The sequence below is a fragment of the Nitrospinaceae bacterium genome, from assembly GCA_018669005.1.
GTDB lineage: Bacteria > UBA8248 > UBA8248 > UBA8248 > UBA8248 > UBA8248.
In genome coordinates this window covers 22,133-34,590 of the sequence record JABJAL010000103.1, presented here as the reverse complement: position 1 = coordinate 34,590, position 12,458 = coordinate 22,133, and the positions used below count along the sequence as shown (strand labels likewise).

The following is a 12,458-nucleotide window of genomic DNA, read 5'->3' as shown; positions in this document are numbered from 1 at the left end:
AACAACGAGAATCAGAGAAAATGTATCCAAAAAAAAACTTACTTTTTCAGCACGGCCGGATTGATAACATTGATTGGTAAGCCAGTTTCATAAGCCAATATCTGATCGAAGATATCGCTGAACTGCAACTCATATTCCTCTTGGGATACGTAGCCGATATGCGGTGTGCAGATGACATTTTCCAATTGAAATAATGGGTGATCTATTTCCATCATAGGCTCATTTTCATAAACATCGACAGCGGCCATACCAGGGCGCCCGCCGCGAAGTGCATCAACAAGAGCATCTTGCTCTATTAGTTGGGCACGACTTGTATTAACAATCAGAGCGGTCAGTTTCATACGGGCAAGATCAGTGGCTGTAACGATACTCCGAGTCGAATCATATAAGCGCAAATGCAGAGAGATAACGTCACACTGCTCAAAAAACACCTCTTTGCTTTCAGCGGTTTCATATCCATCAACTTCCGCACGAGAGCGAGATTTTTCACTCGCCCACACCAGGATATTCATCCCGAACGCTTTTCCATATCCGGCTACCGCACTTCCAATTCGACCGTAACCAAAAATTCCGAGTGTGCGCCCACGCAAAGTGTTTCCCACACCGCTCTGCCATCCACCCGCCTTGAGCGAGGACATCTGCTGAGGTATCTGTCTCATCGCCGAAATTATCAAACCCCAAGTCAGCTCGGCTGTTGCGTAAGAAGGCGTCCCCACATGTTGGCTGGATGATAAAATCACTCCCAGGCTCGTGCAGTCATCCACATCAATATGGGGATAAATACTCCGCTGGCTAATGAGTTTTAGGTTGGGAAGCTTCTCGAGCAAAGGCGCTCGGATTTCCGTTCGCTCCCGGATGAGTACCAGCACCTCGGCATCCTGAAGACGCCCTGCAAGTTCATCCATATCCTGAATATGATCATTCCAAATAGTGACATCGTGTCCGTTCAGTTTCTTGAAACATTCAAGCACTCGTAACGTATCGAAATAATCATCCAAAATAGAAATTTTCATGAGCGGCTCGCCCGAAATAACTTTTAGCGCAAACAAACACTACCCAGATTTTTTTATAACGCAGAAAAAGCATTGCGCATCGATTGAACCTTCTAAAATTCAAGGGTGGGAAACTGTCGAGAGATGGTCGCGCAACAATGTGCCCCCCGCAGTGGCGGGCTCTTCAAAACCTGCCACGCGAAGAGTGTACCAAAGAGCCGCCGCATTGCTCGTAAGCACCGGCTTTCCAAGATCAGCTTCAAGCTGATCTATGACCTCGAGAGAGCGGATATTTGTACAGCTGATTAAAATAGCGTCCGCATCAGGCGTATCAACCTCCCTGGCCAGGGCTTCGACTTCCTCCGGAGGCAAAAAAGAGGCCCCTCTGATATTAAGCCCACGCTCCCGAGTAACCTCAAACCCATAACCATCTAAAAATTGAATGAGACGATCATTTAGCTCTTGCCGGTAAGGGGAAGCCAAAGCAAGACGAGAAACATCCATCTCTCGCAAAGCTTGAATTATGGCAGTTGTAGTGGTGGTTGCCGGAACATTTGTCTTCTGTTCTATAATTTCTGAAATTTCTTGATCAATACCAGGCCGAACAAAGCTCGCAACAGTGCAGCCAAAGCAAATAGCATCGAGGTTGGCATGCCCAAGAAGCTCCGCCAACTGGGGAACCTCTTCAACTTGTTTTTCCGCACCTATACCATGATCCACTCGGGTGAAATGAACAGAAACACCCTCCGGAGCCATGCGCTGGCATTCGTACTCCATCACTGTATTCCATGAGGGGACGATAAAACCCAACTTCTTTTTCCAATCCATCATTTCTCCCCTTTCTAGTATCTTTTAACTTTTAGCCAATCGACCAAGGCTCATTTTATTAAATTCTTAATAAAAAAGACCATCATCAAACATTCTGAATATACCATGCCTCCCCTTCCTTATGCCGGATACTTGATCACAGACACCCACAAGTAGAAATCTCTAATACTCCTAATTGAGTGCAATTCGAGGCTTTTTCCTGGGCGCATTATACCCTTTCTCCCATCGTGCCATTTTGACACAACTCTCGTTGAGCTATTCAGCCATCAAAGGGTAAACTTGGGGCCTAAATTTAATAGATGGTGACGACCTTCCGGCTGGAGCGGGCCGAATTTTCGGTACATTGCCCTACCAGGTAGAAATTTCGTGACCTTATTTGGGAGATAATACGGTGACTTCAAAAACCAATAAAATAGCGCAATGGCCACGGGAAATCACCAAGGACGACGAACATGTAAAAATGATTTTAATCGGAGACACTAATATTCAGAACAGGACCAACCCTGCGGACGCCTTCAAACATGTCATGCCGGCATTACACTCTGCCGATCTGCTCTTCGGACAACTTGAGAGCCCGCTCTCACCCCCCTCCACAGATCCTAAAAAACCAGACATTCAACACAAATATTTATGGCATCACTCTCACCCGGAAATGGTGAAGGGGCTTGAGGCCGCTGGATTCGCCGCCGTAAGTTGCGCAAGCAACGTCACCTACGGCAGCCAGACAATACTCAATTCACTCTCTACGCTCGACACTGCAAAAATCGGGCATTGCGGCGCAGGTCGCAACCTAGAGGAAGCAAGACGCCCGGCTATTGTTGAGCGAGGCGGAGTACAGTTTGGCTTTCTCAGCTACACCTCCGTTTTCTGGCCCGTTGGTCATGCTGCTGGCACAGACACCCCAGGGGTGGCCACCATCAAAGCGACAACCGCCTATCAGCCTGGTCCACGAGCACTCGAAATGCCGGGGGTGCCGCCGCTCGTTGTCACAACACCTGACCCGACCGAATTAGAGGCCATGAAAAATGATGTCAGGCGATTGCGTGAGGAGGTAGATATTGTCGTTGCTTCTTGTCATTGGGGCGTTTCGGGAAGTAGCGTAGTCGCCGACTACCAACGAGCGATAGGCCATGCGGCAATCGAGGCTGGCGCTGACATCGTGATCGGTCATCACCCGCACGTTCTTCAAGAAATTGAAATATGGCAGGATCGTCCTATCTTCTACAGCATGGGAAATTTTGTCTTTGATTGGGAGAGGATGAGAAACAAGAACCTAGATGGTCTTATCGTATATTGCACGATTCGTGATCGCCACCTTGTGGATATAGCTTTTGCACCCGTTCGTCGTAACAATGATAATTTCATCGAATTACTGCAAGCGAATCGAGACGAGGGGGGCAAAATTGTTGATCACGTTTGCAACCTATCATCCAAGGTCAATACCGAAATTACCGTGGAAAACGAGGTCGCTGTTATCAAAGGCCTAGAAGTGTCCACCGCATAAATTCGATTAGATTTTTCAACTACAATCAACAATGGATAATTCACCCGCTCTGTAAACTTCGGAAATTTTTCATCCCTACCACTGACAATTCGGGAGATAATGGACTTTTCCGTTCGGGTGTGGCATCTGGCATTAATGAAAAATTGGGGGAGGCGACAATTCAAAACCACCTGGCTAGCAAAGATAACCAAGAAAGCTTTAAATCTTTCCTCGAAATACGTAAACCAAAGCAGAGCAAGAAGTAAGATAAGGAAAACCACCAACAGGAACGATTACGCCTTCTCCCGTTGACAGAACGACCGGATAAGCCCAATCTTAGCGGGAAAGAGATGCCGCAGCCTGCCGGGCGGCTCCAAAAAATTTGAAAATATTGACGCGGAGAGGTGGCCGAGTGGCTGAAGGCGCACGCCTGCTAAGCGTGTGAATGGGTGACTGTTCCGAGGGTTCGAATCCCTCCCTCTCCGCCATTTTTTTGTCAACATTTACTATCACCCAAGAATCCTATTTCTTGTCATTTTTTTAAACTTCAAATTTCACATTCAGCAAAATGAGTTCCACGAAAATTTCCTGTTTTATTTCGGCACTAGAAATCAATGAAATTTCCCTGTATCGTTAGTGTTAGTGATACGTGAACGGGCCCTTTTGGGGGCACATTTCTAATTTCAAACCACCTGGTTATGGTTCGCAACTAACTATCAAAGGTCCGATAAAAAAAACAGGAGTTCATACATGAGGTTCCTCCTCTCATTTGCGGTGCTGTTATTTTCCCTCCAACCTTTTCTTGCCTTTGGAGCTGAAGAATCCAACCCCGTTGCCATCATGAAAACATCACAGGGTGATATCCACCTTGAACTCTTCAAGAAATCTGCACCCAAAACAGTGGCGAATTTCATCGGTCTTGCGGAAGGAACAAAAGAGTACAGAAATTTTAAAACCGAAAAAAAAATGAAGGGGAATTTTTATGACGGCATCGTTTTTCATCGCGTAATTAAGGGCTTCATGATTCAAGGTGGCGATCCTAAGGGAAACGGCACCGGGGGCCCCGGATACCAGTTCGAAGACGAGATCAATGCCTCGGATCTTGGTCTTGGAAAACTGAAAGCCATTCAGGACAAAGGCGCAATACATCGTTATCTACCGGTTCGTACCCAACAGGACTATCAGCGCTTCATCTTAATGCCGCTATTCAGATCGATGGGTATTCGCTCCCAAAAAGAACTCGACGATCGAAAAAGCGAGATACAAAAAAAACTCAAAGAAATGACCATCAAAAATGTATATGAGAATCAAGGGTACATTTTCTCTAGCGAGCTTAAATCTCACCCCCCCCTGAAGGGCGTTATCGCTATGGCGAACTCGGGGCCCAACACGAATGGCTCGCAGTTTTTCATCAATCTAGTAGACACACCTCACCTTACAGGCAAACACACCGTATTCGGGAAAGTGGTCAAAGGCATGGAAATTATCGAAAAAATTGGTGACGTTAAGGTGGGCCAAGGCAGCAAACCAGTTCAAGACATTAAGATCATATCAGTTAGATTAAAAAAATAAGACACTTTTGTTAAAGTTCTTTTCTTCCCTCGATAGAACGGGAAAGAGTAAGTTCGTCTGCATATTCAAGATGGCTACCCATCGGCAGCCCTTGGGCTAATTGCGTAACACGTACACCAAATGGTTTAAGCACCGTCGCTAGATAAAGAGAAGTTCCCTCGCCTGCCATATTCGGATTCAATGCCAAGATAACCTCTTTCACTCCATCCTTTTTAATGCAATCTATCAAATCTCCAATAGTGAGATCCTCGGGATTCACGCCGTCTAAGGGCGAAATGACCCCCATCAGAACATGAAATCTTCCACGGAACCCACTTGCTCTCTCTATCGAAAAAACATCTGCGGGCTCTTGAACAACACAAATAACGGACGGATCACGTCCTCCGCATATAGAACAATCTTCACCACCTGCCTCACCTTCCACCAAAATATGACACCGCTCACACAGATTTACGCGGTCATGAAGAGATTCACATTTTTCAGCGATTAGCGATGCGGCCTCGGGATCTTGGGTAAGCAAATGAAATACTATTCTCTGTGCACCCTTGGGCCCTATGCCGGGAAGACGGCGGAAAGCATCGATACACTCTTGAATCGCGGGAAATTGGTCGAGCGGCATTCGCCACACTCCATATAAGTATCTAAAATTTATTTTGTTATTGAAAAAAACATAGCTAGTAGCACAGTAAGCAGCCCAACCAATAGGAGCGGGCCGATAAATTTTGAGCCGATATCCGCTCGATGCCCACATGCGGGACATCGGCTAAAAAGGAACTGTTCTCGAGGCCCTCTAAAACCACATCTTTCACAAAGAGCGGAGACTAGGCGCGCACTACACGAAGGGCATACAGGATCGCTCGTAGAAATTCGAGCGCCACAGTTTCCACATTTCAGTCCGGAATTGGATGGCGAATTTGTACGCGTCACCCCGCACTCACCCTACATTAGACCCGGTATTTTCATTCCACCAGTAAGCTTTTTCATTTCTTCAGCCGCCATATCTCGTCCTTTTTTTATTGCCTCGCTGCAGGCCGCACGAACAAGATCTTCAAGCATTTCGATGTCTTCGGGGTCAACAACATCTTTTTCAATTTTTACAGAAAGTAAATCACCGGCTCCATTCGCAACGGCCTTGACCATTCCACCACCTGCAGCAGCTTCAACTGTCTTAGCGGCCATCTCTTCTTGAATTTTCGCAATCTTGTCCTGCATCTGGCGGGCCTGCTTCATCAAGTTCCCCATACCACCTTTAAGCATTACCTATCTCCATTAGTTTTACCGCCCCTGTTCCTGGCAGGCCGGATATTCGAAATTTGACCGTCAAATATATCTATCACTTCCTGAATAAAAGTTTCTTCGGTTTCTTTTATTTTCTGCCTCTCCCCAACATCCACGGAGTCTTCGGGGGGAGACGGCTCGCTTACAGAAAGTTTCTCAAGTATCACCCGTACGGGCCATGGAGCCTCCGAACCAAAAAATGCCTCAATAGAAGGAACCGCCTGCTGGATCATTTCAAATGCTTGAGCATGACCATTATCAACCGGGAGAGATAATTTTATAGTGCCCCCAGAACGCAGATCAGCATCAACCCCTTTCAAAAGCTCACGCTGAGCCGGACGAAGGGATCTAACAGCTTCGGCCCATATCCGGCCCGCCTCTTCTATATCCCAGGACACCTGAACTGCACTTGCCACAGGAGGGGAGGCACCTTTATCGGCAACATCCTTATCCCCCTTTTCCTCTTTCATGGATGCGGTTGAGCGAAAATCAGACGATGCCGCCCCAGCCCGCGAGGGAACACCCAAAGAAGGCGTAATTGGTTGCTTAGATTCAAGCTTTTCTATCATGGGCCCCAGTTCGGCGATATTCCTGAGGCGGCACATCCGGAGGAGGGCCAGTTCTAGCGTCATTCGCGGGTGCGTGGATGCACGCAGTTCGATCTCCCCGCTTTGTAAAATGGAATAAGCCTGATGGGCTTCAGGAAAGGAAAGTCTACCAGCAAGAGCCTTGCGCTGCCCTATCTCAGAGGGGCCAAGGTTAAAGAGCGTATCGTCTTCACCAGCCGACTGAAAAACCATTATGTCACGCAGAAATTCAAGGAGATTCCCACAAAAAAGACGAAGATCGTGACCCGCATCAAAAAGATTGTTCAGTTCGAGCAACGCGGCGTGGGCATCGCGCTCAATCATAGCAGTAACAATATTTCGGTATACCTCAGAAGATGGAACACCGAGAACACCCTCCACCTCACTAGCGGTCAAAACACCATTGCCGGAGAAAGCGATTACCTGATCCAGCAAGGATTGCGCATCACGCATGCTTCCCTCGCCCATCCGCGCCAACAGGACGAGTGCATCTTCTTCAACTTCCAAGTTCTGCTCTTTAACGATACGTGAAAGCTGCTCGGCTATAACATTTGTAGCGATGCGTCGAAATTCAAAAACCTGACAACGACTCAGAATCGTATCCGGCACTCGCTGCAACTCTGTAGTAGCGAAAATGAAAACAACATGCGGTGGTGGTTCTTCGAGGGTTTTGAGAAGTGCATTGAATGCACCCTTCGATAACATGTGAACTTCATCGATTATGAGTGTCTTATAGCGTCCTCTAGCAGGCCGGTACCTCAATCCTTCGCGAAGCTCTCGTACGTGATCCACTCCCGTGTATGTGGCTCCGTCTATTTCAAGAACATCAGGATGGGAGCCCTGGCTTATCTCCTCACACGAAGAACATTTATTACAGGGCTCGGCTACTGGATTATCTGAGGACTCACAATTAAGGGATTTAGCGAGTATCCGCGCCGTTGTTGTTTTCCCCACGCCACGTGTTCCACTAAAAAGATAGGCCGATGCGATACGACCAGCTTCCAGTGCATTGGAGAAGGTACGGCGAATATGTTCCTGACCAACAAGATCTTCAAACCGCTGAGGCCGCCATTTTCGTGCACTGCCGATGAAATTCATACTACAGACCTCTCACCATTGACTGAGAGAAAGCGAAATCCAAACAGAAAGAATAACCATTCAAAGGCTCCGCCGCGCGAAGACAGAGCCAGGCACCCTCGTGGCACCCGGGAGTGATCGCATACCGCTGCTTCCTTCCGGACCTGACGGAGTTCGCAAGCTCCCGCCGCACGAGACCCGACTCGCCGACAACGCGACGGAGCGATACCTCGAATGGAATCGAATTTGACGCTGGCGGCAAGCACTCTGTTTTCCGCCCTGCTTCTATAATTATCCTATCGCGGCCCACACCCATTTGGAAAGGGCAGGAAATAATCAGCCACAAAGGCCCAAGTAACCCTTATTTCAAGGAAGTAACTACCACCACTCCAATCACGATAAGGCATGCACCGCCGATAATACGAGGAGTTAGTTTTTCCCTCCCACCCAAAAAAAACTTTGTCTGAATCAAGGCAAATAATGGCCCCGTAGCCATAATAGGACCAACAAGCGAAACTCGCCCCCCACGCAGGGCAAAGAGAAGAGAAAACAAAGCGAACGACATTGCCAGCCCAGCTATGAGAAAAAATAAAATTGATTTTCGGTTGAATACATAAGCCCGCCCTCCTGTCGCCAATTTAAGTATAAAAGGACCGACGAGCACGGCCGATGCACCCTGCAAGAAACCACCAAAAAGCAGAGAATCCATCCCTCCGAAACCAATTTTCCTCAAATTATGGGCCAAAGCAAAAGCCAGGGCTGACATCAATGGAATCCAGATATACTTCAATTTTTCCCTAAGATCTCTTCCACCCATCAGAAACCAGACTCCCACGAGGAGAAGAGCAATACCAAACCATAAGGCTGGGTGCGGACGCTCGCCAAGAATAAAAATAGCCAAAAGAGGACCGAAAAAAGCATGAGAATTAACAAGAGCGTTCGTCGGCGCAACCCCAAAATGAGAAATTGATCGATACAAAAAAAACAAAGAGATCGCTGGAGACGAAATTCCCGCCGCCATAAACGCGAACCAATGCCATGAAAAAAAGATCTGAGAAAAATCTATTAATAAAAGAGCGAAGAGAAACGCCAAAAAATTAACAATCAGCACTACAAAACTTCCGGTGTGAGGGGTACTCCCTTCCAAACCCCGGCGTGTCATAATAGATGAAAATGAAAATAAGAAAGATGGAACTAAGGCCACGATCTCAAAAGGTATCAGGAGTATTTCTCCTATTATAAACAGCGAAAATTCGGTAAATCATAAATCCGAATTCATTAACGACATAAGAAACAATCCCAAACTCAACCATAATCAATAGAGCCGAGTAACGTAGCCCTCCTGCACTAATTTCTCGATTTCTTCGGCATCCTGGTCACTTCCAACCTGGTCTTTGAAAACTTGCCCAAGAGTCGGAAACGAACTCCGCTCAATGTGGCGTTCAGAGTCCCAAAGATGAGAACGCATCAAGGCTTTTGCACAGTGCATATAAACCTCGTCTATTTCAACGATCAAAGCAGACTTGGGGCTCTTTCCTTTGACCGACATCGGCTTGAGAAGTTTTTCATCGGTAATCACCCGCGCCTTACCGTTTATACGCAAAGTCTCGTTCATCCCAGGGACAAGAAAGAGCATTCCGACATTCGGATTTTCCATGATGTTGTGCATAGAATCCACCCTATTGTTCCCCATTCGGTCAGGTATTAGCAGGGTATGATCGTCCAAAACAGTAACGAATCCGGGAGCATCACCTCTAGGGGATGCGTCCGTTCCCTCAGAACTCGAAGTGGACAATACGAAAAAAGGAGAAAGTGAAATGAAATGCCGACTGTGCTTTTCAAGCTTTTCCATTTGCTTCTTCGCAGCGCGCTCGTTCGGCTCTCCATAGTAGTCGTGCAATGTTTCTTGATTTAGGAACCCATTATTTTCCATCAGCTAATTCTCCTTTAACAAGAGGCGTAGCGCTTAAAACCCACCAAAGAAATTACAATCCCCTTAAAAAAAACTCCCACAAAATAATTTCCTGCCCTGAAATTCTTTTTTTGAGAATTTTGACACCTATACCATGAGGTCCCTTGCCCAAAAAAGAAATCAGGATTCAAATTCATTTTAACCCAGAGTTTTAACTAGGGGAGGATATCTCGATCCAAAACAACACGCCCTATTTCATTTATTTACAGTCACTTACAGGCAGACAAGGAGCATGAACAACAACGCCATACATTGTTTATTTACAGTCACTTACGGGCAAACAAGGAGCATGATCGAAGTCACCTCAAAGACGATTCAATGTATATTTGAAATATCAAGAATATCCAGCTGGCACACCACAATGACAAGAAGAGCATGCGCCCAATTACAGGTGGTGGTGAGCTTATTTTCAAGTGGAGAACCAAAATCCGGATGAGCGATTCCATGCGAAACATCAAAACATCCAGATTACAGATACGGCATCGCACGAACGCGTTGGGCCTCGTTTGTTCCTGCAGAATGGAGAAAACTCGTCACATCGCGCAAATATTTCTCCATCGGCGCCTCCGTCATGTAGCCCATACCGCCCCACACTTCCAACGCCTTTTTCGCTATACGAAAACAAGCCTCCGATGCAAAGAGCTTTGCCATATAACCCAGCTTGGGGTCGTAGCCCTCGTCTTGCATCGACCTCCATGCGGCATAGTGAAGGGTCTGACGAGCCGCCTGATAGTCAACAAAACAATCGGCCAGCATGAAACCAACCCCGTGATGCTCGATAATGGGCTTTCCTCCCTGAACACGGTTTCGCGCGTGTTCAAGCGCATCTTCGTAAGCCGCTCGGGCAGGTCCCAATGCCGTCGCCGCCGACTCAATAACCGAACCTCGCGCGAAAGAGCCAGAGCGGGCGCCCACACCACCACCCACCGCTGTCACGCGATCAGAATCAGGGATACGGCAATTCTCAAAAATAAGCTCAGCATTCTGGGAAAGACGTTGCCCCATCTTATCGTGGATGCGCCCGATGGAAAATCCTTCCTGTCCAGGCGCAACCATAAAATAAGTAACCCCTTTTGAAACCGCCACAGAAGGATCCGTCCGCGTCACCAACGTATAGAGCTTGGCAATTCCGCCATTACTAATGAAATGTTTCATCCCATTAACAATCCAGTCTTCACCATCGCGCTCGGCCCTCGTGTGAACACCGTGCGCAGGATTCTCGTCAGGCGTAAAATTTTCAGATCCCACATTGGGCTCGGTCATCCCCACTGCCAGATGAAATCGATGATCCGCTAAAAATGATGGAAGTATTCTAGCGCGCTGCTCCTCGTTCCAAACGCGATCGAGAAAATGAATAATCTTCCATGTCTGGTCAAACGTAACCGCCACGCCAAGATCACCCCAGGCGATTTCTTCGCCAACAATACACAAATCTAAGATATTGGCCCCCGCCCCGCCTCGTTCCTCGGACAGAGAAAGAGTTCTCAGGCCAAGCTGACTTCCCTTTTCAAGAATATCCCAGGGAAATCGCTCCTCCGGATCCTCAAGCCGCTCCCGATCACGGACAAAGGGACGAATTTCCTTTTCGGCGTAATCGTGCGCCAGCGTCTGAAGCGCGCGCTGCGTATCAGTTAATGTAAAATCCATCAAATCACCCAGCCCAAAGAAAGAAATAGTTTATAAACTATCGAATAAGAAAAATTATTCATCAACACATCAAATCGCCATCAATCCGGATCCTGAAAAATTTCACGCTCCTTCATTCTCATAATAAGCGTTTTAATTCTTTTATCTGTGGCTTTTTTCACTGACTCTTCATCCCAATCAAAAAATCCCTGCCCACTTTTTATACCCAACTCCCCCTTATCTACTTTCTCTTTCAATAGAGGAGAAGGCGTATCCCGATTATCTAAATCCTTCTGGAGATACGAATGAATATTCATAAAAACATCCAAACCCGATGCATCCATTCCAGCAAATACCGGCAGAATGCCAAAATTATAGGCTACCTTATCAATATCCTCTGGAGAGGCGATTCCCCTTTCCAGCATATACATCGCCTCTCTTCTCACGGCAGTCGAAATTCTCACTCCGATATGGCCAAGAGCCTCCTTAACCAGAACCACATCTTTATCAATATCTTCCAGAAGTTTTTTTGTAACCTGAAACGTCTCCTCAGAGGTCTCCGCTCCCCGAACAATCTCCACCACCGGGCGCAAAGGGGTCGGGGTGTAATGGTGAACGACTATCAATTTATCTTTCCGGTTGGCTTTGATACCAATTTCCGACAGACGCAGCCCGGAGGTGTCCGATGCGAGAATGACATGCGGCGGACACAAAGCATCTAGTTTCATGAAAATATCCTGCTTCAGACTAAGATCCTCTGAAACAGATTCCATGACATAATCCGCGCTCCTCGCCGCCTCTTCAAGATTAGTCGTGGGCTGAATAAGCGAAAGGGCATCCTCGGCTTGCTTGTTAGAGTAGAGCCCGTTCTTCTCAAAAAGATCGAGAAAAAATTGAACCCTCTCCATCGCCAATGATGAGCTTTCCTTTGTCCTGTTATAGACAGAAACCTGATAGCCGCCACGGGCAAACTGAATTGCCAGGCCTTGCCCTACATACCCACCACCGATTACAGAAATATTTCTAATAACACTCATCTTGAA

11 protein-coding genes, 1 tRNA gene and 1 other RNA gene are annotated in these 12,458 nt (G+C 47.1%); 3 read left to right on the top strand and 10 right to left on the bottom strand.

Annotated elements, in window-relative coordinates:
• Positions 1–38: 38 nt before the first annotated feature.
• Together HOJ95_16250 and HOJ95_16245 are read right to left on the bottom strand one after the other, a co-directional pair.
• Positions 39–1,013 (bottom strand): D-2-hydroxyacid dehydrogenase family protein, encoded by a 975-nt coding sequence (locus tag HOJ95_16250; GenBank protein ID MBT6396248.1) that lies wholly within the window; start codon positions 1,011–1,013, stop codon positions 39–41.
• Between the two features lie 99 nt (positions 1,014–1,112).
• Positions 1,113–1,823 carry a maleate cis-trans isomerase gene (locus HOJ95_16245; GenBank protein MBT6396247.1) on the bottom strand — a complete coding sequence of 237 codons (711 nt, stop codon included), beginning with the start codon at positions 1,821–1,823 and terminating at the stop codon, positions 1,113–1,115.
• A 388-nt stretch (positions 1,824–2,211) separates the two neighbouring features.
• On the opposite strand from HOJ95_16245, the gene HOJ95_16240 reads away from it, so the two are divergent.
• From HOJ95_16240 to HOJ95_16230, 3 genes are all read left to right on the top strand, one after another.
• The gene (locus HOJ95_16240; GenBank protein ID MBT6396246.1) at positions 2,212–3,324 is read left to right on the top strand and encodes a CapA family protein; all 1,113 of its coding nucleotides are present in this window, start codon (positions 2,212–2,214) and stop codon (positions 3,322–3,324) included.
• A 377-nt stretch (positions 3,325–3,701) separates the two neighbouring features.
• Positions 3,702–3,791: transfer RNA gene (locus HOJ95_16235), tRNA-Ser, on the top strand.
• A 262-nt stretch (positions 3,792–4,053) separates the two neighbouring features.
• Positions 4,054–4,875 (top strand): peptidylprolyl isomerase, encoded by an 822-nt coding sequence (locus HOJ95_16230; protein ID MBT6396245.1) that lies wholly within the window; start codon positions 4,054–4,056, stop codon positions 4,873–4,875.
• A gap of 10 nt (positions 4,876–4,885) precedes the next feature.
• Here the strand turns inward: HOJ95_16230 and recR are convergent, their stop codons facing one another.
• The 8 genes from recR to HOJ95_16190 all read right to left on the bottom strand — a co-directional run bounded on the left by recR (position 4,886) and on the right by HOJ95_16190 (position 12,452).
• Positions 4,886–5,494: a recombination protein RecR gene (recR, locus tag HOJ95_16225; GenBank protein MBT6396244.1), complete on the bottom strand. Its 609-nt coding sequence runs from the start codon at positions 5,492–5,494 to the stop codon at positions 4,886–4,888.
• Positions 5,495–5,814: 320 nt separating this feature from the next.
• Complete coding sequence (locus HOJ95_16220; protein ID MBT6396243.1) at positions 5,815–6,132, bottom strand: YbaB/EbfC family nucleoid-associated protein; 318 nt, start codon at positions 6,130–6,132, stop codon at positions 5,815–5,817.
• Entirely contained in the window at positions 6,132–7,838 is a 1,707-nt protein-coding gene (dnaX, locus tag HOJ95_16215; protein ID MBT6396242.1) for a DNA polymerase III subunit gamma/tau, read from the bottom strand. The genes HOJ95_16220 and dnaX overlap by 1 nt, the downstream gene beginning before the upstream one ends.
• 83 nt (positions 7,839–7,921) lie before the next feature.
• An RNA gene (gene ffs, locus HOJ95_16210) (signal recognition particle sRNA small type) lies at positions 7,922–8,021 on the bottom strand.
• Between the two features lie 157 nt (positions 8,022–8,178).
• Positions 8,179–9,021 carry a DMT family transporter gene (locus tag HOJ95_16205; GenBank protein MBT6396241.1) on the bottom strand — a complete coding sequence of 281 codons (843 nt, stop codon included), beginning with the start codon at positions 9,019–9,021 and terminating at the stop codon, positions 8,179–8,181.
• Between the two features lie 111 nt (positions 9,022–9,132).
• Entirely contained in the window at positions 9,133–9,750 is a 618-nt protein-coding gene (locus tag HOJ95_16200) for a pyridoxamine 5'-phosphate oxidase family protein (protein MBT6396240.1), read from the bottom strand.
• A gap of 507 nt (positions 9,751–10,257) precedes the next feature.
• The gene (locus tag HOJ95_16195) at positions 10,258–11,436 is read right to left on the bottom strand and encodes a hypothetical protein (protein MBT6396239.1); all 1,179 of its coding nucleotides are present in this window, start codon (positions 11,434–11,436) and stop codon (positions 10,258–10,260) included.
• Positions 11,437–11,516: 80 nt separating this feature from the next.
• Positions 11,517–12,452, bottom strand: a complete 936-nt coding sequence (locus HOJ95_16190) for a 3-hydroxyacyl-CoA dehydrogenase family protein (protein MBT6396238.1) — start codon at positions 12,450–12,452, stop codon at positions 11,517–11,519.
• Positions 12,453–12,458 lie beyond the last annotated feature (6 nt).

Coding starts and splice junctions, on each gene's coding strand:
- HOJ95_16250 (MBT6396248.1), bottom strand. CDS start 1,013: ATGAAAATTTCTATTTTGGATGATTATTTCGATACGTTACGAGTGCTT.
- HOJ95_16245 (MBT6396247.1), bottom strand. CDS start 1,823: ATGATGGATTGGAAAAAGAAGTTGGGTTTTATCGTCCCCTCATGGAAT.
- HOJ95_16230 (MBT6396245.1), top strand. CDS start 4,054: ATGAGGTTCCTCCTCTCATTTGCGGTGCTGTTATTTTCCCTCCAACCT.
- recR (MBT6396244.1), bottom strand. CDS start 5,494: ATGCCGCTCGACCAATTTCCCGCGATTCAAGAGTGTATCGATGCTTTC.
- HOJ95_16220 (MBT6396243.1), bottom strand. CDS start 6,132: ATGCTTAAAGGTGGTATGGGGAACTTGATGAAGCAGGCCCGCCAGATG.
- dnaX (MBT6396242.1), bottom strand. CDS start 7,838: ATGAATTTCATCGGCAGTGCACGAAAATGGCGGCCTCAGCGGTTTGAA.
- HOJ95_16200 (MBT6396240.1), bottom strand. CDS start 9,750: ATGGAAAATAATGGGTTCCTAAATCAAGAAACATTGCACGACTACTAT.
- HOJ95_16195 (MBT6396239.1), bottom strand. CDS start 11,436: ATGGATTTTACATTAACTGATACGCAGCGCGCGCTTCAGACGCTGGCG.
- HOJ95_16190 (MBT6396238.1), bottom strand. CDS start 12,452: ATGAGTGTTATTAGAAATATTTCTGTAATCGGTGGTGGGTATGTAGGG.